This window comes from Qipengyuania intermedia (genome assembly GCF_019711615.1).
Classification (GTDB): Bacteria; Pseudomonadota; Alphaproteobacteria; order Sphingomonadales; family Sphingomonadaceae; genus Qipengyuania; species Qipengyuania intermedia.
In genome coordinates, this window is sequence record NZ_JAIGNS010000001.1 from 714,387 (window position 1) to 738,398 (window position 24,012).

Consider the following 24,012-nt stretch of genomic DNA (forward strand, 5'->3'; position numbering starts at 1 on the left):
CCTCACCCCTTCGGCCAATACAGTTTCTCGCCCTTCTCGCGGTAAACCTCGCTCATCTCCTCCATGCCCTTCTCCGCTTCCTCGGCCTCTTGCGGAGAGGTCTCGGCACGCAAGTTCTCGCTCGCGAGGTGGCTGTCCGAGTTCTGCTTCACCGCGAAGTCGGGCGCTATTCCGGCGCGTGGCCGCAGTAGGCAAACACTTCCAGCATTCTCTCGGCGGTTATGCCCTGTTCCTGGGCTGCCCCGAGCGGGTGGTCTTCATCCACCACCCATAGTTCCGGGCGCATCCGTTCGCGGCGTGGCTGGACATGGACGGCGAGCGGATCGCTATTGAAGCCCGCCAGATTGTTCATCAGCCAGCCGCTCCACGGCCCCATGTCGGCATAATCACCCGTGTCGAAGCCATCGACATATTTGTCGAAGTTCTCCCGCGACAGGCTCGACCAGCAGCCGAAACCGAACTGGTCCTTCAGACCGATGACGGGGACCGGCAGGACGGCGCGCACCATGAAGTGCTTGCCCTCAAGCACGCAGAAATCTTCGGACAGGAAATTTCCGTCCATTCTCAACGCGCCATTGTGTTCGTATTCGACTTCGTAAGGCCAGACGTTGGGAGCGGACACAGCCAGATCGAAAGGCCAGCCATGCTCCACGTCACAGCTGGCGCATTTCCATAACCCGCTTTCGAGCCGCGAAACCGCGTCGCGCTTCTTCCTGCCGAAACCGGAAACCATCAGTCGTCCGAAGGCAGATACAACTTCTCGCCCTTCTCGCGGTACACCTCGCTCATCTCCTCCATGCCCTTCTGCGCTTCCTCGGCCTCTTCGGCTGAGGTCTCGCGCTTGATGTTTTCGGTCGCCAGATAGCTGTCCGAGTTCTGCTTCGCCGCGAAGTCCCGCACTTCCTGCGTGATCTTCATCGAGCAGAATTTCGGGCCGCACATGGAGCAGAAGTGGGCGGTCTTGGCGCCTTCTGCGGGGAGGGTCTGGTCGTGGTACTGCTCGGCCGTGTCGGGGTCGAGGCTGAGGTTGAACTGGTCGCGCCAGCGGAATTCGAAGCGGGCCTTGCTCAAGGCGTCGTCGCGGACCTTGGCGGCCGGGTGGCCCTTGGCAAGATCGGCGGCGTGGGCGGCGAGCTTGTAGGTCACCACGCCCACTTTCACATCGTCGCGGTCGGGCAGGCCGAGGTGTTCCTTGGGCGTGACGTAGCAGAGCATGGCGGTGCCGTACCAGCCGATCTGCGCCGCGCCGATGCCGCTGGTGATGTGGTCGTATCCCGGCGCGATATCGGTGACGAGGGGCCCAAGCGTGTAGAAGGGCGCTTCGCCGCAGGCTTCCAGCTGCTTGTCCATGTTCTCCTTGATCTTGTGCATCGGCACGTGGCCGGGGCCTTCGATCATGACCTGCACGTCCTGTTCCCAGGCGCGCTTGGTGAGCTCGCCCAGCGTGTAGAGCTCGGCGAACTGGGCTTCGTCATTGGCGTCGGCGATGGAGCCGGGGCGCAGGCCGTCTCCCAGCGAATAGGCGATGTCATAGGCCTTCATGATCTCGGTGATCTCGTCGAAGCGCTCGTAGAGGAAGCTCTCCTTGTGATGCGCGAGGCACCATTTCGCCATGATCGAGCCGCCGCGGCTCACGATGCCGGTGACGCGCTTGGCCGTCATCGGGACATAGGGCAGGCGCACGCCGGCGTGGATGGTGAAATAGTCGACGCCCTGTTCGGCCTGTTCGATCAGCGTGTCGCGGAAGATTTCCCACGTCAGGTCCTCGGCAATGCCGCCGACCTTCTCCAGCGCCTGGTAGATCGGCACGGTGCCGATGGGGACGGGCGAGTTGCGGATGATCCATTCGCGCGTGTCGTGGATGTTGCGGCCCGTCGAAAGGTCCATGACGGTGTCCGCGCCCCAGCGGATCGACCAGACCATCTTGTCGACCTCGGAGGCCACGTCGGAGGCCACGGCGGAATTGCCGATATTGGCGTTGATCTTGACGAGGAAGTTGCGCCCGATCGCCATCGGCTCGGTTTCAGGGTGGTTGATGTTGTTGGGAATGATGGCGCGGCCGCGTGCCACCTCGTCGCGGACGAATTCGGGGGTGACGTAGTCGGGGAGTTCCGCGCCCCAGGGCTGGCCGTCGTTGCGCGCGGTGAGACGGGCGGCTTCCTCGCGCAGCATCTCGCGGCCGAGGTTCTCGCGCTCGGCGACATATTCCATCTCGGGCGTGATGATGCCGCGGCGGGCGTAGTGCATCTGGCTGACGTTCATGCCGGGCTTGGCGCGCAGCACCTTCTTCGCGACATTGGGGAAGCCGGGGACGCCGCCCGAACGGTCGGGACCGAGCTGGCCGTTGTCTTCCGGCTTCACTTCGCGCGCATCGTATTCCTCGACATCACCGCGCGCCATGATCCACTCGCGGCGCTTCTGTTCGAGGCCCTTGCGGATGTCGATCTGCGCATCGGGATCGGTGTAGGGGCCGGAGGTGTCGTAGACGCGCACGCTGGGCTCACCGCCCTCGAGATCGATCTCGCGCATGGCAACCTGCACGCCGCTGCCGGACTTGGCACCGACATGGACCTTGCGGCTCCCGCGGATCGGGCCGGTGGTGACACCGATGTCGAATTTGCTGTTGATGTCGGCCATGCGTGCTCTCTCCATGAGGCGGAGGAAGAGCGGTATTCTGGCGCCGCTCCACTCCCTCCGCCGATGCTAATCGGTTCAGGTTCGACGGGTCGGAGGGTGCGAGACCTCCCTCTCAGCGCACGCGCGCTCCCCGGGGATGACCGCCGGTTTACGACCGAAGCGCACGATCCGCAAGGCGGCCTTTCCCCAGCCGCCCCGCCGCCCCGGTTTAACTTTTGTTTCTAATTCTATTAGTAGGGAGAATGAATAACGGGGGAAGTTCATGACCGAAACTGCTTCAATCCGCCCTTACAAGTTCGCCGGGGCCGAGTGTCAGAGCACTGCGGAACTTGCAGCCAGCCTGGTCGCCAACGAGGACGTGGCGAAAGAGCATATCAACGAGGGATACGTCCAGAAATGGCTCGAGGAAGAAGCCAGGGACTATGACGCGAAACTGATGCTCGACAAATTGCTGGACGAGCATGAGGGAAGCCGCGCCCTCTTCGAATTCGCCATGGCCTGCTGTCCGGACTGGAAGCCCGAAACCATGGGCGTGCCGCTCGATGAAGGGACGGTGCGCACCTATTTCAGGCAGCTCCTCCATGACGACTACGTGAATTCCACCAGTTTTTCGGTTCGCCTCGCCGGCCGGCTTTACGAGTGGCATTTGCTGACCGACGAACGGGTGTTCGGCAAGAGTGCCGAACTGGCGAAAATCGATGAAATCTGGCGTGAGGAACTGCAGCGGGCCCTGACGACGCGCGGCGAAATGCTCCTCTATGAAAGCCTCTATTCGGTGCCAGGTTTTGACCTTAGCAACAGCCTGTTTGCGAACCGCGATCTGGAAATAAGTTTTGCCGAGCAGGCCCTGTCGTCATCGGACACACCGAGCCGAGAGTTTCTCGACGCCACCGAATATGTTTCCACCTCGGCCCATAGCGAAATCCTTTCCGAACTCGTCGGCACGGATGAATGCGAAAGGAATGCCTCCTCCCGCTATCCGGTCGAAAAGGCGTTCCGCTACGAACGTGCGTGCGAGCGCAAGTGGTTCAAGGACCTGATTGCCAGGCAGGAGCGCCGATCGCTTGGAACAGAAGCCTTTCTGAGAACTGCCACCTTCATAGCCGCCGAACAGGCCGATGCCCTCGAACGCGTGCGCGACGATGCCGCAGAGAAGGTTGCTGCCGAGCCGGAGACCTTGGCGGACAAAATTTCGGGATGGATCGACAAGCTCGATCGCAAGAAACAGGCAGCGCTTTTCGCCGCTCCGGTATTCGTGCTGCTGCTCTTCTACATGAGTTCGGCCCGCTACAACGACGATCTGAGCTTCAGCTGGTTGAACCTGGCTGCATATGTGGCAGTGGGGCTGACCATCGGCCTCACACCCTTGCGGCTGTTCAAGATCGGCGGGCAGAACTCCGACAGCCTGCAGAAGATGAAGGTGCCCCTGCTCGGACTATTGGCTGCAATGGTCGGATTTTTCGTCGTCCTGAGCTTCCAGCGAGAGCTGTACAATTCGACGGTCGTTTACGAGGCATTGTTCGCGATCGTCGCGGGCCTTGCGGGATATTTCCGCGAGCCGATGCTGGCGTTTCGGCGCAAGCGCATGCGCGCAACCGCCAGCAAGACCGCAGAGCGCGGGGACAAGAACAACACCGCCCGCATGAATATCCGCAGGCTCCAGGTCACCTTCTTCCCCGAGCTGGTCATGAAACTGCCGCGCAACGAATGGACCTGGCGCGATCACGAAGTTGCCGCCGCCATGCGCATCGGTGTCGAACCCAATCCGGCCACCGTCCAGCATGCCGACAAGCGCAGCCCGGTTGCGCCCAACAATCCCGCAGGCCTCTCGATCAATAGCGGCGGTGCAAATTATGCCGGCGACCGTGCGACGTTCGAGGTGATGGACGGGGTATCCATGGACACGGAAGGAAACTGGAACATGCGTGCGATGGATGGGGTTACCCTGCACAGCGACGGCAAGCACACCGTCAGCATGGGCGGGATCGACGTGCGCAGCGATGGCCAGATGAGCACGGAAATCGCGGGCATCCGGATTTCCTCGAAAGGGAAGGACGAAAAGGCCAAGGACAACTGGCTTGCGCCGAAAGAGGAAACCGACTGGTTCGGCAACAAGAAGAAGAAGGGCTGGTTCGACTAACCCTTGAGCCTGATCTTTTCTCGGCGCGCGTCGTGCTGGTCGAACCCTCGCCCGTGCTTGACAGTCCCGCTTTCGACCCCGCACTTGTGGAGCAGCGGGCGCGCGAGGTCCGTTCTCTCGGATTGCCGACGGCGGCCACCATCCGCGCCCTCGACGCCGATCTCACCCATGACGGCACCCACCCCAATGCACGCGGATATGCCGAATGGCTTGCGAACCTGGAGGCCGCCTGCCCCTGACGGCGGCAATCCCCATTATGCCGCTGGGTTTTCGGTGCTTTATGGAAATTTAACCATGGCGATTAACCACGATCGATTAACCAAAAGAAATGGTGTTTGCGTAAACGGGGCGGATGAAGAAGATCGCACCTTGCATCGCCCTGCTATACCTTGGCATCTCGCCGGCACACGCTGCCCTCCAGAACGAACTGGCGCTTGAAATCCGGGCGGCCGTGCCCGAAATGTGTAATATCGGCTCGATCGATGCGGTTGCGCTCGGTGAAACCACCACCATCAACGTGTCTGCCAGCTGCAATGCGAGGCGCTTCGAAATAAACCTCGATAGCGCCAACCCGCTGCAGATTGCCGGGGCTTCCGCGAACGCTGGCGCTGTCCAGGTGCTTGCCGGCGACAGGCAGGTCGTCATGACGCCGTATCAACCCGGCAATTACGAAATCCAGATCACGCTCGAAAACACGATTGCCGAGCTTGAAAACCTCGACATCTCGATTTCTACCTCCTGAACCCGGGCCTTATTCGGCGACGAATTGCAGGGTAAGCGTGTCGGAGTATTGTCCGGCTACGGGGTTGCCGATGTCGCCAGTTTCCATTTGCACCGATCCCAGCCCCCTAACCCCGAGGTTGGATACCAGCGGCACGGTCTGGTTTCCGTCGGTCCGCAGGGGCGAGTTGTTCACCCGCACGCTATAGGCAATCCTTCCGGTCGCATCGCCATCCTCGTGGACCATGCTGCCCCGGTTTTCCGACCTTGCCGAGACGAAGAGCCGCGTATTGGCTTGGTATACGAAATCGGTCGTCACCCGATCGAAACTCTCGAGGATGCCGAAGTCCGCTCGGCCCTGACCGTCCGACATATCGCCGAAGAGCCGCATGGCCGGCTCCAGCACCAGCTCCGGTTCGAACGTGGCGACGACCTGTCCATTCACCGAAATATCGAGAATGTTCGTGTAACGACCTGCAGGGGCGAAGATGCCCGGCTTCAATTGCGCGTAAGTGACGAGGACGCGGCCGGTTCTGATCAGTTGCTGGACCGAATAGCCCGACAGCCGCAAGGTCGCATCGTTGAAGACCGAAAAGGAGCGCGTGGCAATATCGGGATCGGCCTGGATCACCGACGCTCCGTTCTGCAAGGCAAAAAGCGATATCGGTCCGCGAGGCGAGACCTCGATGATCGTGTTGCTGCAACTCGCTTCGGCGGGACCGCCGACAAGCGTCAGTTCGAACTGCATCGCCAGATAGCCGGCATCGTTCGGGTTGTACGAGGTGGCTCCGACCGGCTGGACGTCCAAAGCAAACCCGGGGCATGCCTGGGCGGAGTAAGCGGGAACTGCAAAAGCGCACGCGATGACAGTTGATTTGACCAAAGTTCTCATTGTTCGGCTCCCGGCAGTAGCTCGATAGTACCCAAATCTTCATAGACCGGGCTGCCTTCTTCAATCGTAAATTCATAGGACAGGCGCGCCTGATCGAACGACGCGCGATAGCGACCGGGTGCCAGGTTCATCAGGACAGCGCGCCCGTTGCGATTGGTGAAGATCGCCTGGCTTTTCTGTGTTTGCAGATTGGTAAGCGTACCGATCTTGAGGCCCAGGTCCTCCCCGTCGCGCACGAAGGTAAGCGCCCTGCCGCGATAATTGTCGGACCCTATCTCGATATAATAGCCCGAGCGCGCACCGGGCAGGACGAAGTAGCGGCCCGCGCCCACGTCATACCCGAAAGGCGCGTCCTTGACGTCCACTTCGAAGACCTGCGGCTGGAAGGGCGATGTCACCCGAAACGCAGCAGGCCCCAGAAAATCGGAGCGCGATCGCAGTGACCGGCGTGCTCTCGCGCCGATTTCGACGGTTGCGTCGGACAGGCTTTCATGCCGGCCGACCAGCGCGAAACCGCGGCCCGGGTCGCGGGCGATACCGAATTTCCCGTCGGCGAAGGCAAGGCCGCTCTGGATGCGCAGGCTGGCCGTCGTATCTCCGGCAAACTGGCCGCCGCCGCTTGCCTGGCGGATCCCGACACGCGTGCTGAAGCGGTTTGCGGTGTAGTCGGCGACGCCACTGAACGCGAATTCATCCTGGAAGCTCTGGATTTCCGCGCTGTACCCGAGGTTTCCGACTTCATCGCGCCGTGCGCGGCGGAACCGCAGCGCGCCGCGTTCGGACGCGGTGTCGTAAGCGGCGTTGATGCTCTGGCGCGAGCCCAGGCGACGGGTCAGGTTGATGAACAGGCCTGCCTCGTCGGATGACCCGCTCGACGATGTGTACCGCACACCCCCGCTGATGATCATGGGCCCGATTTGATAGCTGGCCCCCGCCGACGCCGAGAGGGTGTTGCGCCCGTCCGTATGGAATTCGCTGTAACTTCCGGAAAGATTTATCCTGAATCGGTCCGTAATTCCGCGCTCGTAGAATGCGGTGCTGTCGAGCTTCAGATCCGTTCTGAAGAAGCTGCCGATCGGCGTGTATTTTTCGTCCCTATAGGTAACCGCAACCGCAAGGCTTTGCCCCAAGTCGTTATAGAGGCTGTCATCGATGCGGAACGTCGTGTCCGCCGCGATGCCCGTGCCCACCCCTTGCGTGCGCGAGACCGAAAGTTCGACTTCGGCGATGCCATTGAGAAAGGCGAATACGGATTCCGATCCGGCAATCTGCTGGTCTTCGGAAACGAAGGCATAGCCGCCCTGGGTGAATGTGTCGGAGAAGCCGTGCTGGATGTTACCCCCGACCGTGAACTCGTCGGAATAGCTGAACCCGGCGTTGCGGAAATCGCGGATCTGCCCTGCCCCGAACGAAAATTCCGTCAGGCCTTCCTCGAGCAGGAAAGCATCCGTAGCGACCGAGAAATTGTCGCCGATCCGGCGGCCGAATTCATCTTCCACGATGATGGATACGTCATTGGAAGTATTCACCAGCGGGATGTTGTTGAGGTCCACCGGGCCAGGACCGGATTCGAAACGCGCGACCTCCTGTCCGTTGACAAGCACGGTTACCTCGCCCGGCCTTTCGAGCGTGAACGAGCGCTGCCCCAGCCTGCGGATAACGCGGTTTGGCTGCAAGGTGCGGTAGGATTTGCGCAGGCCTACGCCGAGAAAATCGCTGTTACCGGCCAGGGTCGAAAAATCGTTGAAGAGAGTGCCGGCTTCGTACCGCAAGGCCTGTTCCGGCCGGTCCATGAACAGGATGATGCGATCCTGCTCGAACCGTCTTCCCGCCTGGTCGTCGAGGCGCACGACGCCGCCGTAATCGAGATTTAGGCCGCGCACGCCGCCGATGTTGAAATACCCGGAAAAGACCACGTCCGCGGCAAGAGACCCGCTCGCACTCAGATTGTCGCTAAGGGAGAGCACGGAGGTGATGCCGGCGGAGAAATCGGAGGGCTGCACGCTGATCGCATCGGCAGGCAATCCCAGCGCGCTCAAATCGACCTGAGCGGTCCCTCTATCGCGCGGCGGCGCAGTTATGACGAGCGAGAGGTCGGCCTGATCGAGCGATACCCCGATCCCGATATCCGCAAGAGCTTCGACAGAGAGAAAATCGCCTTCCAGTGCGACCAGCCGGCGGAAGACTTCTGCATCGATAAACGGCTCGAGGATCGCGCGAAGCTGGCTTGACTGCAGAGCTACCGGCCGGGTGAGGGTGGTCCGCGTTACGACCTGGCCTATCGTCTGGCCGCTGTAGTTTGCTTCCAGTTCGATCGTGACCTGGCGGTCGCGGCCCACCCCTTGCCCGCTGGCGCGCGAGGATCGTTCACCATCCCGCTCATCCGACGAGACGGGCGGCTCGGCAGGGACGAACTTGCCATCGATATAGACATAGCCCTGCGGCGCATCGGACAGAGCGTCCGCGGCTTCTTCCCGGTCTTGCGCGCGGTCGTCCGGGATTGCGCGGACAGGGCCGCCGCTGGCGCGCTCGTCACCAGGACCCGCCAGACCGAGCGCCATGGCTTCGGCGGGACTGGTCGAAAGGGCGATCGCCGTTGATACAAGCAAGCACTGCCTGAACGATATTGGGACCCGGGCCATCGTTCGGGATCTAGTCGGCGCGTTCTTCGACTCTGACCGAAACATCGCCCTCGGCAAGGTCCAGCTCGCTCAGATCCATCGTCACGAGCACGGTCGCCCGCGGCGACAGCACGGATTTGTCGATCACGCCCGTCAGATTGTCCCCTGCAAGGGATACGCGTTTGTCGCCTTGCGTGAGGATAAAGCGGTCGTTGCTCAATCGCGCGAACGAGTCCGATTCGTTCTGGAGCCGGATTTTCAGATTGTTTTCTTCGCGCACTGCCTCGCGGACCGCAATCTTCGAAAGACGGTCCTCGTCCTCGATGTAGAGCGCGACACCGAACGCATAGACATATTGCAGACCGGTGAAGCCTTCGTCCGGCTCGACCGGGACCTCGCGGATCAGGAGCGTATATGCAGCGTCCTGCGTAATCTCGGGATCACCCACGTACTGAAAGCGGAACGCCTGGTTTTCATTGGGCTGTACGAACGCCTGCGCGGGGAAAATTACGAAATCCTCGGTGGCGTCGACGACGGTGAAATTGCCCTCCTCATCGTAGACGCGCTTCTGGACGAGGACTTCCAGAGGAAGAGGCTCGCTCCTGGTGTTCTTTACGCTGACGAGGCCGGAGCTTTTGCCTTCTGCAGGGAAAAGGGAATGGCGCATTGGCTGCACTTCGAATGCCTGCGCACTCGCCATGACGAAAGCGGATGCCAGACATGCCCCAATCACGCCGCGCGTGAAACGTCCCATAAACCCCTCCAGGCGACCGGGCAGCTGCGCCCGATCATTTCAATCGATCTAAATATAAAATGAGGTGCCGACGCTTGCCGACACCTCATTTCAAAATGCTTAACCGCGCTTATTGAGCAACAAGCGAGATCGTGACGGTATCGCTATAGTCGCCTGCGAACACGGTCGTGGTCGGTGCGCCCTGGAAGCCGGGACCCTGGACACCCTGCGTGCGGAAAGCGATGTCAATCGTCGCGCCGTTACGCAGGCCTTCGCTGCCGGCATAGGTGTAGCTCTTGCTCGGGTTGAACGCGGTTGCGTTCTGGAGCGGCGTGCCGGGGGTCGAAGGAAGGGCATCGCCGCCCGGATCGGGATTGATGCTGTAAGCGATCTCGTTGCCCGGACCGGTTTCGGTGCCGTCACGAAGCAGGGCGCCATTTTCGGCCGCCACGGTCAGGACAACGCCGTTCGCGCTGTTGCAGACCATGCCGAATTCCGACGTACGATCGACATTCGAGCTGGTCGGCGTCACAGCCAGTTCGCCGAAGTCGACGACATCGCTTCCGGTGGTGTTGGTCAGGCCGCAGAATTCAGCGACTTCGCCGTTCAGTTCGATCTCGATTTCGGTGATCGGTTCGACCGAGAAGACCTGCGCCATGGCAGGCGTGGCAATGAACATGGATACGGCGGTGCCGATAAGCAATTTTTTCATGAGTGTATTTCCCTAAATCATCTCTCGGACGAGAAGCGAGTAGATTGATGCCAGAAGTGCCTGGCCGTTTGATAAGTCTGGTTTGCCTTTCCGAACGGCATCAGACCTGACCTCGAGCAAAAACGAAGCCTGCGAATGCGGGGAAATCTGCGGAAGAAATACGGACGTTCTGATCGGATTCGCAAAAGGTGCGATGCCGGGCATTATCCATTCTCTCCCCCAAAAGAGCTCCCACAAGAGGCTGGATCGAATCCAACCATTCCCCACGGCTAACAAAGGGTTAACCGCCTGTAAACCATTCGGGCGATCGAATCGGGCTGTTGTTTTCCGAAAAGCAACGCCTGTCTCAAAATGAAACGGATCGAAACACTTTGCTCGATAGCGTCAAAGCGCAGTCGTTCTGCCTGATCCGCGAATTTTGATTGTCGTCGATCCAGTTACCGGAAAAGATCGTGGGGCCCGACGACTTGATCGCGGAAGCGATGCTGTCGAGCCCGCTGGACGCCGCTCCAGAATGCAACTGTGTTCAAGTCGAGCAAGAGCTACACCAATGCCGGCAGCAGTTTCATGCCCTGACCCCGGACCACCGAGGTTCGAGAAAGCTACGACCCGAATGTGCTTCGGACCGCCTTGAATCAGCCATCCAGGAACGAGCATCCAAACCCTCTAGTGAGAGTGTCTGCGACTTGGTGTGCATGCCGTCTGTTCCTACGGTGGCGCTCGCTTAATGGCATGGCCCTCAACGCGCCTCGGCGAATGACTGCTATGCGCCCCAAAAGCTACCATTTGATCCGGCCCACGCCTTGTGCCTGGAAGTGGGCCGGAAACCGACCGTCCGCTCTTGGCCTCGCCCTCGGCAATATTGACATCCACGGGGCCATAAGTCGGTGCGAGACGTTACCATTACATGACCATGCACTACACGCGCACTGGGCGCGGAAAACCCCTCCTCCTCGTCCATGGACTAGGGGCGACCTGCGACTCGTGGGACACTATCTCGCCTGCGCTTTCTCAAGTCAGGGAGGTAATTGCCGTAGACCTGCCAGGCCATGGGAAGACACGCGAAGAGGCCGACAGCGGCACGTTCGAAGGTCTCGCGCGCAGTCTGGACGAATGGCTCGGCGCAGAGAATTTCACAGGTATTGATATGGTTGGCAGCTCGCTGGGTGCTCGCCTAGTGCTCGAGATGGCGCGGCGCGGCCGAGCGGGCGCGGTTGTCGCACTGGACCCGGGCGGCTTCTGGCAGGGGTGGGAGCGGACCTTCTTCAAGACCACCATAACGCCTTCGGTTGCACTGGTTCGCGCACTGCGACCGGCGCTTTCTGCTATCACCGGAAATGTCGCAGGCCGGACCGCGCTCATGGCCCAGCTTTCTGCAAGGCCGTGGGCGCTCGACGGGGCATTCGTCGCGCGTGAACTGAAGTCATTGGCGAATACGCGCACCGTCAATTCGCTTGTGAAGGACCTCGCCAACGGCGCAATGCAGGAGGGCCCTGCGAAAACGGCTGCGCCCGTGGTCATCGGCTGGGGACGGAAGGATCGGTTGTGTCTTCCGCAGCAGGCGGATCGCGCGATCAAGGCCTTCCCTGAAGCGACTATGCACTGGTTCGAGCGTAGCGGACACTTCCCGATGTGGGATCAGCCAGAGGAGACGGTTCGCGTGATCCTGGATGCAACGAGCATTTCGGAATCAAAATAATACTGCAACTGGGCGGTTAGCAAAACGAGAGCCTATGCAGGGGCTGCCCCATTGTAAGGCCCCTTTTGGGGCCGAAAGCGGATGTCGGCTCGGTACCTGCCTAGGCCACCGACTACTTACGCGTGACCACGCTCCGACTCATTGGGGCAAGCTTCGCAAGGAAACGGTTTTGCGCCCCGAACGGCACGCCCCTTTCGCGCATCGCTCGCTGTAGGTTCTCGACCAGCGCATTCATGTCGGGCTTCCGGATGCCGAGGCCTGCATGCGAGCTTTCCATATCGCGGCCGGTGTAGTCGCACCCGGCAGCCAGCAGATAACAGAATTGCTCGAACAGCGTCCGGCGCAGGCGCACATGGTCGTGTCCTTCAAAGATCGCGGCGATGCGCGGATCCTCGATGCTGAGGTCGACCATGCGGTTGACGATTGTCCGAATGCCTTCTTGGCCGCCGAAGTGTTCAGCCATGTGATCTCCCGATACGGGCTTGGCCCCGGCATTGGCGTTGCTTTGCTCGTATGGATCGACCGGAAGCTCCCCGGTGACCGGGTCGCGTACCTCTTCCTCGACGCCGAATTCGGCATCCCAGTCGACGGTCTCGGCGGGCGCCTGCTGGATCAGGAGAAGCGGAAGGAGGGCGGTAAGGCTCATGGAAAATCCTGTCAGAATGCGACTTGGGCCTGAAGGAAGGCGCCGCGCTGGTCTTCGAATGTCGCGATGGAGCCGAGATCGGCATAGGCAGCGGTCAGCGTCAGGTTACGGGTGACGGCGTAAGCGGCGAAGAGATCGAACCAGTCGTCTTCGCCAAGGCCGAGATTGTCGGGCTTGCTGCGGAACTCGACCCCAGTCACCAACCGGCGCGAGAACTGATAGGCGGCTGCCCCTTCGAACTGCAGTGAATAACCTCCCCCGGCAACACTGCCGAAGCCCAGCAATCCGTTTTGGTTCGCCTTGGTGAGGCGCATCGTCGCATCGAGCAGGAGCGACCGGGACAGCACGAGTTTGGTCGCGCTGAGCGTGAAATCCGTGCCGGTATCGTGTGCCGCCCCTACGGCTGCTGTGATTGCTCCGTCGAGATTGCGCTTGTGCTGCACACCCACTGCAATTTGCGGCATGTGCGGCGCGCCATAAACGAGATCGCCGGCAAGGCGCAGCTTGGCCCCGTAAACATCCTGGTTCAGCGTATAGCCCTGGCCGATCCCTAGCGCCGCCCCGACATCGCGAGTGTCGAAATTCTGCCGCGCGTAGCTCAGCTCCATCCGGTCGGCGATCCCGATTGCAACCCCTTGGCTCTGGTAGGCATAGTCCGGCAAGGCGATGAATGTGGCGTGTGCCTGCAGGCCGAATCCGCGATCCGATTGTCGTCCGGCGATCGTCGCCCAATTGGCGATACCACCCCCGCTCGCACCGTCGACGGCGCTGATGCCATTGGTGAGGAGAAGCTTGGCATTGTACTCCGCAGGCGGCGGAGGCGCGGCAGTCTCGTCTCCCTGCGCGGCGGCCTGGGAAGAGGCAATTGCAGTGAGGGAAGCCAGGAGAGCGGTAAGCGGGTGCGCTTTCATTCGCCCCCTCTCGCAGAACAGGGTGCATTAATGGTTAACCAGCCTGAGGGGATTTCTTAAGGGTTTCGGCCCTAGTGGGCGGATCGATTGACCTATCGTGTCGCCTTCCTGGCAGCTCTTGCCCTCGTGCCCGCGTCTATTGTTTGGGCATCCTCATCAGTCCCCGTCCGGGTGCAGGTGGTGGACGAGCGCGGCGTGCCGGTCAGCAATGCCGTCGTAGAAATCGATGCGGATGCGCAAGGTTCGGGTCGGATTACTTTCCCTTGGCGGATGGCGATGGCCCAGCGCGGCGAGCAGTTCGTGCCCGGCACGCTGGTCGTTGCCAAGGGCAGCACGGTCGCTTTTCCCAATCTCGACCGGGTCCGCCATTCGATCTACAGCTTCTCCAAACCCGCCAGCTTCGAGATCGACCTCTACGGCCGTGACCAGACACGATCACACAGTTTTCCCGTGTCCGGCTCCGTCAAACTGGGGTGCAAAATCCATGACGAGATGCGCGGCTACATTCGCGTGGTCGACACGCCCCATGCCGGGAAGAGCGATGCCAATGGCTATGTTCAATTGACGGGGGTTCCGACCGGCGGCGCAAGGATCACCGTATGGCACCCGCAACTGCGCGCGCCGGGAGGTGAAATCGGTCGGTCGGTCAGGATTTCGGGCGGCAGCAATCGCCACGTGATGAAGGTCACCATGCGATGATCGTGTGGGGCAAGAACCTGCCGCAACTGCGCTTCGGCTCGCTCAAGCGGCGGATCGCGATGGTTTATGCCGCGCTGTTCACGATCGTGCTCGCGGTGGTGATGGTAGTGGTGAGCGCCAATATCGAGCGCTTCGGCGAACAGTCCGCGAGCCGGGACCTTGCGGCGAATGCCCGCGTGTTCGACGAGATCATCGAATTGCGCGCACGCCAGATGCGCGGCAGCGCGGACGTCCTCAGCCGCGACTTCGGCTTTCGCGAGGCGGTCGCAACCGGCGATAGACCGACCATCGCCAGCGCGCTGCGCTCGCTGCAATCGCGTTCGAACACCTCGGCCGCCTTCGTCGTCGGGCTGGACGGGGATTTAATCGGCGAAGAGGGCCAGGCCTACCCCGAGGTGGAATCGATCTGGTACGAGCTCGACAACGGCGCGGAAAAAGGCGTCATTCGCCTTGGCGACACGCTCGCGCTTGCGGCCAGCTCTCCCATCGAGGCCCCCGACACGATCGGCTGGCTCGTTCTTGCGCAGCCGCTCGATGCGAGCGAGATGGCCCGGCTTGCAGACCTCGCCGCAGTCGAAGTTGCCGCGAGGGTCGTCCACGCACCCGAACTCGCCGGCCCCTTGGCCGATGCGCAGCTTGCCCGGGTTATCGAAGCCGACGATGCGGCGCGCACGCTTTATCATGTGACCGCGCTCCCGACGCTCGACGACAGCGTGGAGCCGCGGCTGGTCCTCGGCCATTCGCTCGGCACGGCGCTCGCCGAATACGCGGGCCTCAAGTACCTGCTCGCACTCGTCGCGCTGGGCGGCCTGCTGCTGGTGCTTGTCCTGGGAAGCCGCGTCGCACGCGGTGTCACGGGACCGCTTGCCAAGCTCGATGCCGCGGTCCGCCGGTTCGCGGCAGGCGAAGATGTATCGCTCGCGATCGAGACGCAGGACGAGGTCGGGCGGCTCGCCGCAAGCTTCAACGACATGGTCGGCGCAATCGAGGAGCGGGAGCGCAAAATCCTCCACGTGGGCCTGCACGACGGCCTGACCGACCTCCCCAACCGTAAGCTCTTCGTGGAACAGCTTGGCCAAACGTTGGCCCGCCTGGGACCCGATGAACGCCTGTTCGTCGCCTATTGCGATCTCGACGACTTCAAGGTCGTCAACGACACGCTCGGCCACCCGGCAGGAGACGAGCTCCTGCGCCAGGTCGCGTCATCTCTGCGATGCCGGAGCGAATTCTCGCACATAGCGAGGCTCGGCGGCGATGAATTTGCGGTAATCATTCACGAGCGCGACCCGGCGGCCGACCTCGTGGACACGGCCCGGTTGCTGAAAGACTGCTTCGACCAGGACGTGACCATCGACGGGCAGAGCGCGCCCACTTCGGCGAGCATCGGCATTGCCGTGGCGCCGGGTGATGGAACCGATACGACTGTCCTTCTCAAGCACGCCGATCTTGCCCTCTACCGCGCCAAGCGTGACGGCAAGGCAACCTTCCATTTCTTCGAGCAGAGCCTCGACGAGCAGGCGCGCCGACGCCGCGAAATGGAGCTGGATCTGCGCTTGGCGATCAAGGACGGCGGGTTCGAACTGCACTTCCAGCCGCTTTATTCACTTACCCACGAAAGGTTGCAGGGTTTCGAGGCGCTAATCCGCTGGAACCACCCGACCCGGGGTACCATCAGCCCGGCCGAGTTCATTCCGCTCGCGGAGGAAACCGGTCTTATCCTCCAGGTTGGCGAATGGGTGGTGCGCGAGGCCTGTCACATTGCGTCGGGTTGGCCCGAGGATATCTCGGTCGCTGTCAATATCTCGCCCAAGCAGTTTACCTATCCCGGACTGTCGACGACCATCCTGCAGGCGCTGACCAACAGCGGTCTTCCTCCGCAACGGCTCGAGTTGGAGATCACCGAAAGCGTGTTCATCGCCGATGTCGAGCACACGCTCTCAACGCTCCATTCGCTGCGCAATCTGGGAGTGCGCATCGCGCTCGACGATTTCGGAACGGGCTACTCGAGCCTGAGCTACCTGCGCCAGTTTCCTTTCGACAAAATCAAGATCGACCAGAGTTTCGTCCGCGACCTTGCCCAGCAGGGAAACAACGCACACGCCGTGATCCGCGCCATCACCACACTAGCGGATGCACTCAGCATGGAAACGCTTGCGGAAGGCGTCGAGGACGAACAGCAGTGCCGCATCCTTCGCGAGGAGGGTTGCGGCTCTATCCAGGGGTACCTGTTGAGCCGTCCGGTCCGTGCAGATGTCGTCCAGGAGATGTTGGCGCCAAGCGATCGGCGGCGTGCAGTCGGGGTCATGTGAATGAGTCCCCCGAAAGGATAGTTCGAGAAACGGCGCTCGATACTAAAATTTCTTGGCGGCATTCTCGATCGCAATCGCACGAAGCGGCGCAGCTTGAAGCGGTCAGCTTCAATTTCATGTGGACTGTCCGCTTTCCACCTACTTCGTGACAGCTTCACCTAGCTAGCAGTGCGCCAAGAGCGGATAGGTCGCCAAGCACGCGAATGCCGTCGAGCGATGCGCCTTCTCAAGCGCCGCTCATCGCATTGGCCGTTCCCAGAGTATCGATATATTGCTGGAAGCGAACGACCTTGCCGCCCTCGATCGTCCACACATGCGCCGCCTGCACATCCAGTGGTTTGCCGGATTGTCGATGGCTTCCTTCATAGCGGCCCATTGCCACCACCCTGTCGCCGCCATCCACAATGTCGTTCATGTGGACGGCGAAACCATCCCAGTCCTCGGCGGTTCGCGCGAACACTCCCTCCATTATTTCTTCGGCACCCCGATAAGGGTTACGATCCGCGTAAGGATAGTTCTCCGCTTCGTTCCACACGACATCGGGTGCCAACGCGTCGGCGAAGCTCGCCATATCCCCAGCTGCCAACGCCGCATAAATTCCCTCGACCAATTCTCTCGAAGTGTCTTCCATCTTTCATCTCCCAATCGTGAGCGGCAGCATTGCGCTACATACACCAGTGCGGCTTCCCGGTGAGACTATGCGGCACCGAAGGCCATGGGAAGACGCCTTGCGAGACGCCCCCGCAAAACCAGCCGCTTTTGACCCACTTCGTGACCCGTTCACCAAGCTAGCGCTGTGCCAGGAGCAGACCAGCCGCTAACGACCCGATTTCGGTCGTTGTCAGATGGCTTTTGATTACCTGATTTTTGTCGTCAGTTTGATGCTGACCAGGCGCCAGCGCAATCCATCTCGCTCGAACCGATACGAGTTACCTTTCTGGTCATCGCGATCAGAAGGAGAGGCGATAAACTCATCGATCCCTATTCGTTCAAACTCCCAATTCTCCGTTGTCTCCATCAATCGTGGCATCACTCCTGTCGGATCCTCAGAGTTAAGTTCGTCGGGTAGGCCTAAAGCGGCCGCGAATTGCCAGTCTCCATAAGGCTCGACGACGAAGGCTCTGATCGCATTTGGATCGGTCATCGCATCGAGAACAACGTGTTTTGTCAAAGGAGGCGGATATGTCTCGAATTGCGGCAACATCTGCTGCTCGAAGCTCGATCGCACTTTGTCACGATCGTAAAATGCGGTCAGTTCCTGAGACGCTGTGTTCCAATCACTGAGCTGTGAGATAGCGTAACGAGGTGACAGAAAATACCAGCCCACGAAAAATAGCGCAGGTCCGAAAACGACCGCGGCAATCGAAAGAGAGCGCGCGAACCTCATGGCAGTCGAGGTCGCGCCCGATCGATTGCGCAACTGTTTAGTTTGTAACCAATCACTCAGGGTCTATCCGATTCAGCGGCAGCTTGAGGCGATATATTCTATAAAACCAGACAATCCGCTATCCACCCAAAATCAGACGTTCACGAGCGCTTGCCAAACGGGAAAGCAGACCTTCCGTTTTTGGAAGGGCTGCCTAACGGTCAGATCTCAGTTCTCTCCGCTAGTTGGAGAGCATCTTCGACGTCCACACCGAGATACCGCACAGTGTTCTAAATCTTCGAGTGCCCGAGCAGGATCTGAATGGCCCTGAGATTACCAGTGGCTTTCTAGATCATCGAGGCCTTGGTTCGTCTGAGTGAATGCCTTCCAAACTCCTCACGCCGGAGCCCGATGGCGGTGACCCACTCATCTACGAGACGCGCGTTCTGCCGTGTACCTAAATGGCCATTGCGATCTATGCGGCTTGGGAAGGTACAGGCGTCGATTGCACCTCCTCTCCGCTCGAGCCAAGACCAGAGACTGGTGCGAACATCTCCGGTGAGCCCGAACTGCACTGGACGGTGGGTCTTCTGCTGCACAACTGTTGCTCGGCGCCTCATCTCCGAGCCAGCAACCAGGTCCCCGATCCTGATATTCACCAAATCACATCCGCGTTATTCGCTATCGATCGCCAGGTCGAACAGCGCTCGGTCTCTGAGCCTGCCTTCTCTGTCCAGAACGTGACGGCCATCGACATTGAAATCCCGCAGCCTGCCGAGAGCATCTGAGGTCACGAAGAGTTACCGTTGTGACTTGCCAGCGATTGCTAGTGCGCGCCAAAACCCAGGAAACGCCTATCACTGATTTATGGAACTTAAACGCCGTGGCCTGTTGGACCGTAGACGTATAGGCGGCCTCGCGTCAGCAAGGCTATGCGACAAAGCGCGCCGTGGAGATCGTTGGGGCCAGAATCCGTAAGATGCGCGAGGACACAGGATTCTCGCAGGAGAAGTTCGCTCAGAAGATCCAGATCGATCGATCATATTGTGGCCGCATTGAGCGGGGTGGTCAGAATATAAGCGTCTCTACGACCTGCACGATCGCTGCAGGTTTAGGGGTCAGCCCGGCCGTCCTTCTTGCCGATTTGACGATATCTGACTTCTCGGGGTCTGCGCACACCGAGACTTGAACGATTTATGTCGCATCTATGTCGCAGGGAGCTACTCGCACTTGCGCGCATGGCCGTGTAACCCGCGGAAATCCAAGAAAAAATCCTGCGGTGCTGATTGGTACTCAAAAACCGTGGCACATCAAGCACGATGTTCCTGATTTCCAAAGGAAAAGCAATGGATGCCCCGTGAGGATTCGAACCTCAATTGACGGAGTCAGAGTCCGTAGTCTTACCATTAGACGACGGGGCATCATCATCACCGGCCATGCGCGAGAATCGCAAGCGATGCCGGGAGAGGAGGCGCACTTAGTTTCGCTCCTTCCCGAGGTCAACCCTTGTGCTTGCCCCCGAGGCCTCTCGTCGCTAGCATCCCGGCCAAGTCCCCGTGCGCGATGGTTCGTGCGGGAGGATAGAAAGAAGATACCCCATGGCGGACCAATCTCCGCCGGACAGTAAAAGGGGGCATGGGAAAAAGAGGGGCGGCACGTCCGGCAAGGTAGCCGATTTCCGCTACAAGCGCCCTTCCCGGCCCGATGGCAAGAAAGGCCGTAAACCGGCCTCCCGCGCGGCGCAACCGCGTGCCGGGGAAAAGCCGCGCAATCCTTTCGACAAACCCCAGCAGCACCAGCAATCGCAAGCCCGCCCGCACCAGCGCAGGCAGGCCTACGCCGCGCTCGATCTCGGCACCAATAATTGTCGCCTCCTGATCGCGCGGCCTTCGGGCGAAAATTTCACCGTGATCGATGCGTTCAGCCGCGTCGTGCGCCTCGGCGAAGGCTTGGCCGCGAGCGGCAAGCTGTCGGACGCCTCGATGGAGCGCACGCTGGCCGCCCTGCACGTTTGCGCGGAAAAACTGCGCCGCCGCCACGTCCACCTCGCCCGCTCGGTTGCCACCGAAGCGTGCCGGCGTGCCTCGAACGGCGAAGCGTTTATCGAGCGCGTGCGCGAGGAAACGGGCATCGTGCTCGACATCATCTCGGCGCAGGAAGAAGCGCGCCTCGCGGTCCTTGGATGCCACATCCTGCTGGAAGACGGGCCCGGTCCTGCAGTCATTTTCGATATCGGCGGCGGGTCGACCGAACTGGTCCTCGTCGAACCGAGCGGTGCGGTCCCGCGCATCCTCGACTGGATGAGCGTGCCGTGGGGCGTCGTGTCGCTGACCGATACGGTGACAGGATCGGACGAGAGCCTCGAAACCCGGCTCGACCGCTACAACCGGATGCGCCGGACGGTCCGCGACAGCTTCGCCGACTTCGCGCAGCGTATCGAAAGCCATATCGGCGGAGAGCACCCCATTCGCCTGCTCGGCACGAGCGGGACGGTGACCACGCTTGCCAGCCTCCATCTCGAACTGCCGCAATACGACCGGCGGGCGGTGGACGGGCTGATCCTGGAATCGCAGGCGATGCGCAATATCTCGACCCGCCTTTCCAGGATGAGCGGTCAGGAGCGCCAGCAATTGCCGTGCATCGGTGACGACCGCGCCAATCTGGTCGTGGCAGGCTGCGCGATCCTGGAATCGATCCTCGATATCTGGCCGTCCGAAACGCTGGGCGTGGCAGATCGCGGCATTCGCGAAGGCATCCTGCGCAGCCTGATGGCCGCCGATGCCGACGGGGAACGCAGCCGCGTCGCCCTGCAACGCATGAGGGAGCAGGATGTATGAGCCGCTCGGGCAAGGATCGCGACACGCGGGTGCGCACTGCCAAGAAGCGCAGTGAGTCCTCGACACGCTGGCTGCAGCGCCAGCTGAACGATCCGTATGTGAAGCAGGCAAAGGCCGACGGCTACCGCAGCCGCGCCGCCTACAAGCTGATCGAGATGGACGAGAAATTCGGCATTTTGAAAGGTGCCAAACGGATCGTCGATCTTGGCATCGCTCCGGGCGGGTGGAGCCAGGTCGCACGCAAGGTCGTGCCCAAGGCCGATATCGTGGGGATCGACCTGCTCGAAGTGGAGCCGATCGAAGGCGTCACCATCTTCCAGATGGATTTCATGGACGACGATGCGCCGCGCGTGCTGGAAGAGGCGCTGGGCGGCAAGGCCGACCTCGTCATGAGCGACATGGCCGCCAACACAGTGGGCCACAAGCAAACCGACCACCTGCGCACCATGGGCCTGGTCGAAGCAGGTGCATGGTTCGCAGTCGAAAACCTGGAAAAGGGCGGCACTTTCCTCGCCAAGGTCCTTGCGGGCGGCACCGACAAGGACCTGCTCGACCTGCTCAAGAAGCACTTCAAGACCGTGAAACACGCCAAGCCGCCTGCAAGCCGCAAGGGTTCGAGCGAGTGGTACGTGATCGCGCAGGGCTTCAAGGGCGACTGACGCCGCGCCTGCGCCGGATACGAAAAACCCCGCCGAAGCGGGGCTTTCCTTAAATTGGTGGCGGCGAAGGCTTAGTCGACCTTGGTCGCGCCTTCGTTGTCGCCAGCAGCGTTGGCAGCGGGTACCGGCTGATCCGCGCTCATCGCGCCTGCTGCTTCGGCTGCGCCCGCTTCTGCCCCTTCGACCGGGCCGGGGCCCGCACCAGGCGCGTCTTCACCTTCCGCCGGGGCAGCATCGACCGGAGCCGGTGCCGGCTTGGCCGGAGCGCCGCCGTAGGTCGCCATGAACTCCATGACGTTGGCACGATCTTCCGGCTTGGACAGACCGGCGAAGCTCATCTTGGTGCCGGCGGCGAAGCCGCGCGGGCTCTTGAGCCACTCATTCATGTTTTCCCAGGTCCACTGGCCGCCCTTTTCGGTGAGGGCCGAGCTGTAGGCGAAACCGGCAGCATGCGCGCCAATCGCCGTGCCCATCACACCGTAAAGGTTCGGACCGATGCCGTTCGCGCCGCCCTGGTCGATGGTGTGGCAAGCCGTGCACTTGGCGAAAACCTTTTCGCCTGCTGCGGCGTCAGCGTTCGCGAGAAGTGTGCCGAGGTCCGGCCCGGCTTCTTCCGTGCCGGTTTCTTCACCCTTGACGAAATAGCCGAAGTCTTCGCCTTCGGGATAGCTGTTGTCGTCGGCGTGGAAGTACATGCCCGATGCGATCGACGCCCCGAGAGCGACGATACCGGCGAAGAGCACCCAACCGGAAGCGGTATTGAAACGATCGTCCATTGCTTGAAAGCCTGCAAGAATCCGAAAGGTCTGTGGTTGGGCGCCGCTCTAGTGCCCTCGCCGCGCTCGCGCAAGTGCAGGCTGCGCAATAGCGCTTGCGATGGGCACAGTCGCGGCTTAGCAGCACGGCCCCATGCGTAATTTCGCCAAGCCCGCACTCGCCATGGTCGATTCCATGCGCCAAGCCGCCGCCGCCGATCCGGAACGCGCGATCGCGTTCGGGGGAGCGCCCGGTTCGAATTCGCACCAGGCGGCGATGCAATTCGCGCCCGACGCGCTGCCGCTGCCCTTCCTCGGCTTCCAGGATGCGCTCGATGCGGTGAAGACCGGCGCGGCAGGCTGCGCGATGATCCCCATCGAGAACAGCCAGCACGGGCGGGTGGCTGACATCCATTTCCTGCTTCCGGAAAGTGGCCTGTCCATCGTGGCGGAACATTTCATGCCGATCACCCATGCGCTGATGGCGACCGGCGATGGGCCGTTCGAGGCAGCCTACAGCCACCCCCAGGCGCTGGGCCAGTCGCGCAACTACCTGCGCGAGCGTGGCATCGTCCCGATGAGCCATGCCGATACCGCGGGCGCGGCAGCTTTCGTCGCCGAGGAACAGGACCCGACGATCGCCGCCCTCGCCCCGCCGATGGCGGCGGAACTCTATGGCCTGAAGATCATCGAAAATGCGGTCGAGGACGCGCAGGACAACACCACGCGCTTCGTGGTGCTGGCCAAAGACCCGCGCTCGGCAAGCGATTTGGCCGATGAAGACGCCATGACGACTTTCATCTTCGAGGTGAAGAACGTGCCCGCCGCGCTCTACAAGGCGCTGGGCTGCTTTGCGACGAACGGGGTCAATATGACCAAGCTGGAAAGCTACCAGGATGGCGCGAGCTTCGCTGCCACGATGTTCTATTGCGATATCGAGGGCGCGCCGGGAAACCCCCGCGTCGATGCAGCGCTCGAAGAACTGTCATTCCAGTGCAATTCGGTGCGCCTGCTCGGCAGTTACCAGCGCGCCCGCAAGCGGGGCTGAGCCGCGGAAAGGGCGAGCCGCTCGCAGGCGGCCCGCCCTCCCGGGGGGATTAGCGCATCAGTCGCGCCAGACCAGACGCTTGATCAGCAAGTCGCCCATGACGGTGCGATACTTTGCCCGATCGCCGCTCTCGGCCTGCAATTGCTGGATATTGCGCTGCATGAAGGACCGCATCTGGCGATTGCGCGCTTCCCACTCCTCATTGGACTGGAAATTTTCGAAGCGGGTGATGAGCCACAGGTCCGGCTCTCCCTCGCGTGCGTGGCTGTTGGACCAAATCTCGTAGCTTTCGATCCAGCCCTGTTCGACGGCATAATCCATGCGTGTCCGCCATTCGCCGGCCAGCCAATTGGCATATTTGAGCCCGCCGCCATCTTCGAGGCTGACGCCGGTCACTTCGACCCATTCGGCGCCTTTCAAGGGATATTCGTCCTGGGCGTGCGCCGCCTGCGGAACGGCAAAGGCCAGCGTGGATGCCAATACTGCGGTCTTGATGAAGTGCTTCATACCTGACTCCTTCTCTAACGAGTGCGGCGACCCGTGAGTGGCGTCAGGACCATGCGGCCCTACAGTTTCTGGATGTCCCCCAACGCTGGCTGCAAGGTGCGCCTCAACCCGAGCCGAGTCA

General features: G+C 61.2%; 23 protein-coding genes, 1 tRNA gene, 1 pseudogene and 1 riboswitch. Of the genes and pseudogenes, 10 read left to right on the top strand and 15 right to left on the bottom strand.

Translation table 11 applies throughout. The features are described from left to right. Nucleotides 1–2: 2 nt before the first annotated feature. The 3 genes from K3179_RS03565 to thiC are packed head-to-tail and all read right to left on the bottom strand — an operon-like array spanning nt 3 to nt 2,637. Complete coding sequence (locus K3179_RS03565; RefSeq protein ID WP_221562497.1) at nt 3–152, bottom strand: hypothetical protein; 150 nt, start codon at nt 150–152, stop codon at nt 3–5. A gap of 14 nt (nt 153–166) precedes the next feature. Continuing rightward, complete coding sequence (locus K3179_RS03570) at nt 167–733, bottom strand: DUF2199 domain-containing protein (protein ID WP_221562498.1); 567 nt, start codon at nt 731–733, stop codon at nt 167–169. Next, nucleotides 733–2,637 (bottom strand): phosphomethylpyrimidine synthase ThiC, encoded by a 1,905-nt coding sequence (gene thiC, locus K3179_RS03575; protein ID WP_221562499.1) that lies wholly within the window; start codon nt 2,635–2,637, stop codon nt 733–735. Before thiC ends, K3179_RS03570 begins: the two co-directional genes overlap by 1 nt. 34 nt (nt 2,638–2,671) lie before the next feature. Further along, a riboswitch (TPP riboswitch) is annotated at nt 2,672–2,780 on the bottom strand. A gap of 119 nt (nt 2,781–2,899) precedes the next feature. On the opposite strand from thiC, the gene K3179_RS03580 reads away from it, so the two are divergent. The 3 genes from K3179_RS03580 (at nt 2,900) to K3179_RS03590 (ending at nt 5,519) form a co-directional block, all read left to right on the top strand. Continuing rightward, nucleotides 2,900–4,777, top strand: a complete 1,878-nt coding sequence (locus tag K3179_RS03580) for a hypothetical protein (protein ID WP_221562500.1) — start codon at nt 2,900–2,902, stop codon at nt 4,775–4,777. A 32-nt stretch (nt 4,778–4,809) separates the two neighbouring features. After that, on the top strand, nt 4,810–5,016 hold the full coding sequence (locus K3179_RS03585) for an SGNH/GDSL hydrolase family protein (RefSeq protein ID WP_221562501.1): 207 nt from the start codon (nt 4,810–4,812) through the stop codon (nt 5,014–5,016). Between the two features lie 113 nt (nt 5,017–5,129). Continuing rightward, nucleotides 5,130–5,519 (top strand): hypothetical protein, encoded by a 390-nt coding sequence (locus tag K3179_RS03590; RefSeq protein WP_221562502.1) that lies wholly within the window; start codon nt 5,130–5,132, stop codon nt 5,517–5,519. Nucleotides 5,520–5,528: 9 nt separating this feature from the next. On the opposite strand, the gene K3179_RS03595 is transcribed toward K3179_RS03590, so the two are convergent. The 4 genes from K3179_RS03595 to K3179_RS03610 all read right to left on the bottom strand — a co-directional run bounded on the left by K3179_RS03595 (nt 5,529) and on the right by K3179_RS03610 (nt 10,455). Next, nucleotides 5,529–6,305 (bottom strand): hypothetical protein, encoded by a 777-nt coding sequence (locus tag K3179_RS03595; protein ID WP_221562503.1) that lies wholly within the window; start codon nt 6,303–6,305, stop codon nt 5,529–5,531. A gap of 80 nt (nt 6,306–6,385) precedes the next feature. Beyond that, a complete protein-coding gene (locus K3179_RS03600) occupies nt 6,386–8,998 on the bottom strand; it encodes a fimbria/pilus outer membrane usher protein (protein ID WP_221562504.1) in 2,613 nt (870 codons plus the stop codon). A gap of 43 nt (nt 8,999–9,041) precedes the next feature. Beyond that, complete coding sequence (locus K3179_RS03605; protein ID WP_221562505.1) at nt 9,042–9,764, bottom strand: fimbrial biogenesis chaperone; 723 nt, start codon at nt 9,762–9,764, stop codon at nt 9,042–9,044. Nucleotides 9,765–9,873: 109 nt separating this feature from the next. Further along, nucleotides 9,874–10,455, bottom strand: coding sequence for a hypothetical protein (locus K3179_RS03610; RefSeq protein WP_221562506.1), 582 nt, complete (start codon nt 10,453–10,455; stop codon nt 9,874–9,876). A 907-nt stretch (nt 10,456–11,362) separates the two neighbouring features. Between K3179_RS03610 and K3179_RS03615 the strand changes: the two genes are divergently transcribed. Continuing rightward, entirely contained in the window at nt 11,363–12,154 is a 792-nt protein-coding gene (locus K3179_RS03615) for an alpha/beta fold hydrolase (RefSeq protein ID WP_221562507.1), read from the top strand. Between the two features lie 112 nt (nt 12,155–12,266). On the opposite strand, the gene K3179_RS03620 is transcribed toward K3179_RS03615, so the two are convergent. Beyond that, nucleotides 12,267–12,800: a group I truncated hemoglobin gene (locus tag K3179_RS03620; protein WP_221562508.1), complete on the bottom strand. Its 534-nt coding sequence runs from the start codon at nt 12,798–12,800 to the stop codon at nt 12,267–12,269. 11 nt (nt 12,801–12,811) lie between these two features. Then, a complete protein-coding gene (locus K3179_RS03625; RefSeq protein WP_221562509.1) occupies nt 12,812–13,711 on the bottom strand; it encodes a DUF3034 family protein in 900 nt (299 codons plus the stop codon). A gap of 180 nt (nt 13,712–13,891) precedes the next feature. Here K3179_RS03625 and K3179_RS03630 point away from each other — a divergent pair, with 180 nt between their 5' ends. Then, entirely contained in the window at nt 13,892–14,410 is a 519-nt protein-coding gene (locus K3179_RS03630) for a cupredoxin domain-containing protein (protein WP_345721961.1), read from the top strand. Then, on the top strand, nt 14,407–16,719 hold the full coding sequence (locus K3179_RS03635) for a putative bifunctional diguanylate cyclase/phosphodiesterase (RefSeq protein ID WP_221562511.1): 2,313 nt from the start codon (nt 14,407–14,409) through the stop codon (nt 16,717–16,719). Before K3179_RS03630 ends, K3179_RS03635 begins: the two co-directional genes overlap by 4 nt. 226 nt (nt 16,720–16,945) lie before the next feature. Here K3179_RS03635 and K3179_RS03640 read toward each other — a convergent pair whose 3' ends face one another. The 3 genes and pseudogenes from K3179_RS03640 to K3179_RS13395 all read right to left on the bottom strand — a co-directional run. Beyond that, nucleotides 16,946–17,350, bottom strand: coding sequence for a nuclear transport factor 2 family protein (locus tag K3179_RS03640; protein WP_221562512.1), 405 nt, complete (start codon nt 17,348–17,350; stop codon nt 16,946–16,948). Nucleotides 17,351–17,575: 225 nt separating this feature from the next. Beyond that, on the bottom strand, nt 17,576–18,106 hold the full coding sequence (locus K3179_RS03645; protein WP_221562513.1) for a hypothetical protein: 531 nt from the start codon (nt 18,104–18,106) through the stop codon (nt 17,576–17,578). Between the two features lie 200 nt (nt 18,107–18,306). Continuing rightward, nucleotides 18,307–18,813 (bottom strand): annotated as a pseudogene (locus tag K3179_RS13395) (tyrosine-type recombinase/integrase); the annotation flags it as partial. A 221-nt stretch (nt 18,814–19,034) separates the two neighbouring features. On the opposite strand from K3179_RS13395, the gene K3179_RS03655 reads away from it, so the two are divergent. Next, nucleotides 19,035–19,274 (top strand): helix-turn-helix domain-containing protein, encoded by a 240-nt coding sequence (locus K3179_RS03655; RefSeq protein ID WP_345721963.1) that lies wholly within the window; start codon nt 19,035–19,037, stop codon nt 19,272–19,274. A 158-nt stretch (nt 19,275–19,432) separates the two neighbouring features. Here the strand turns inward: K3179_RS03655 and K3179_RS03660 are convergent. Further along, a tRNA-Gln gene (locus K3179_RS03660) sits at nt 19,433–19,506 on the bottom strand. A 177-nt stretch (nt 19,507–19,683) separates the two neighbouring features. Here K3179_RS03660 and K3179_RS03665 point away from each other — a divergent pair. Together K3179_RS03665 and K3179_RS03670 are read left to right on the top strand one after the other, a co-directional pair. Next, complete coding sequence (locus K3179_RS03665; RefSeq protein WP_221562516.1) at nt 19,684–20,922, top strand: Ppx/GppA phosphatase family protein; 1,239 nt, start codon at nt 19,684–19,686, stop codon at nt 20,920–20,922. Further along, the gene (locus tag K3179_RS03670; protein ID WP_160596196.1) at nt 20,919–21,581 is read left to right on the top strand and encodes an RlmE family RNA methyltransferase; all 663 of its coding nucleotides are present in this window, start codon (nt 20,919–20,921) and stop codon (nt 21,579–21,581) included. Before K3179_RS03665 ends, K3179_RS03670 begins: the two co-directional genes overlap by 4 nt. Before the next feature lie 71 nt (nt 21,582–21,652). On the opposite strand, the gene K3179_RS03675 is transcribed toward K3179_RS03670, so the two are convergent. Further along, nucleotides 21,653–22,357 carry a c-type cytochrome gene (locus tag K3179_RS03675; RefSeq protein ID WP_221562517.1) on the bottom strand — a complete coding sequence of 235 codons (705 nt, stop codon included), beginning with the start codon at nt 22,355–22,357 and terminating at the stop codon, nt 21,653–21,655. Between the two features lie 133 nt (nt 22,358–22,490). Here K3179_RS03675 and K3179_RS03680 point away from each other — a divergent pair, with 133 nt between their 5' ends. Beyond that, the gene (locus K3179_RS03680) at nt 22,491–23,384 is read left to right on the top strand and encodes a prephenate dehydratase (protein WP_221562518.1); all 894 of its coding nucleotides are present in this window, start codon (nt 22,491–22,493) and stop codon (nt 23,382–23,384) included. A 57-nt stretch (nt 23,385–23,441) separates the two neighbouring features. Here K3179_RS03680 and K3179_RS03685 read toward each other — a convergent pair whose 3' ends face one another. Beyond that, nucleotides 23,442–23,891 carry a hypothetical protein gene (locus tag K3179_RS03685; protein WP_221562519.1) on the bottom strand — a complete coding sequence of 150 codons (450 nt, stop codon included), beginning with the start codon at nt 23,889–23,891 and terminating at the stop codon, nt 23,442–23,444. Nucleotides 23,892–24,012: the final 121 nt, after the last annotated feature.

Bases quoted from the DNA above. Each gene is read 5' to 3' on its own strand.
- K3179_RS03570 (WP_221562498.1), bottom strand. From the start codon at position 733: ATGGTTTCCGGTTTCGGCAGGAAGAAGCGCGACGCGGTTTCGCGGCTC.
- thiC (WP_221562499.1), bottom strand. From the start codon at position 2,637: ATGGCCGACATCAACAGCAAATTCGACATCGGTGTCACCACCGGCCCG.
- K3179_RS03580 (WP_221562500.1), top strand. From the start codon at position 2,900: ATGACCGAAACTGCTTCAATCCGCCCTTACAAGTTCGCCGGGGCCGAG.
- K3179_RS03590 (WP_221562502.1), top strand. From the start codon at position 5,130: ATGAAGAAGATCGCACCTTGCATCGCCCTGCTATACCTTGGCATCTCG.
- K3179_RS03605 (WP_221562505.1), bottom strand. From the start codon at position 9,764: ATGGGACGTTTCACGCGCGGCGTGATTGGGGCATGTCTGGCATCCGCT.
- K3179_RS03610 (WP_221562506.1), bottom strand. From the start codon at position 10,455: ATGAAAAAATTGCTTATCGGCACCGCCGTATCCATGTTCATTGCCACG.
- K3179_RS03615 (WP_221562507.1), top strand. From the start codon at position 11,363: ATGACCATGCACTACACGCGCACTGGGCGCGGAAAACCCCTCCTCCTC.
- K3179_RS03620 (WP_221562508.1), bottom strand. From the start codon at position 12,800: ATGAGCCTTACCGCCCTCCTTCCGCTTCTCCTGATCCAGCAGGCGCCC.
- K3179_RS03625 (WP_221562509.1), bottom strand. From the start codon at position 13,711: ATGAAAGCGCACCCGCTTACCGCTCTCCTGGCTTCCCTCACTGCAATT.
- K3179_RS03635 (WP_221562511.1), top strand. From the start codon at position 14,407: ATGATCGTGTGGGGCAAGAACCTGCCGCAACTGCGCTTCGGCTCGCTC.
- K3179_RS03640 (WP_221562512.1), bottom strand. From the start codon at position 17,350: ATGGAAGACACTTCGAGAGAATTGGTCGAGGGAATTTATGCGGCGTTG.
- K3179_RS03645 (WP_221562513.1), bottom strand. From the start codon at position 18,106: ATGAGGTTCGCGCGCTCTCTTTCGATTGCCGCGGTCGTTTTCGGACCT.
- K3179_RS03665 (WP_221562516.1), top strand. From the start codon at position 19,684: ATGGCGGACCAATCTCCGCCGGACAGTAAAAGGGGGCATGGGAAAAAG.
- K3179_RS03670 (WP_160596196.1), top strand. From the start codon at position 20,919: ATGAGCCGCTCGGGCAAGGATCGCGACACGCGGGTGCGCACTGCCAAG.
- K3179_RS03675 (WP_221562517.1), bottom strand. From the start codon at position 22,357: ATGGACGATCGTTTCAATACCGCTTCCGGTTGGGTGCTCTTCGCCGGT.
- K3179_RS03680 (WP_221562518.1), top strand. From the start codon at position 22,491: ATGCGTAATTTCGCCAAGCCCGCACTCGCCATGGTCGATTCCATGCGC.
- K3179_RS03685 (WP_221562519.1), bottom strand. From the start codon at position 23,891: ATGAAGCACTTCATCAAGACCGCAGTATTGGCATCCACGCTGGCCTTT.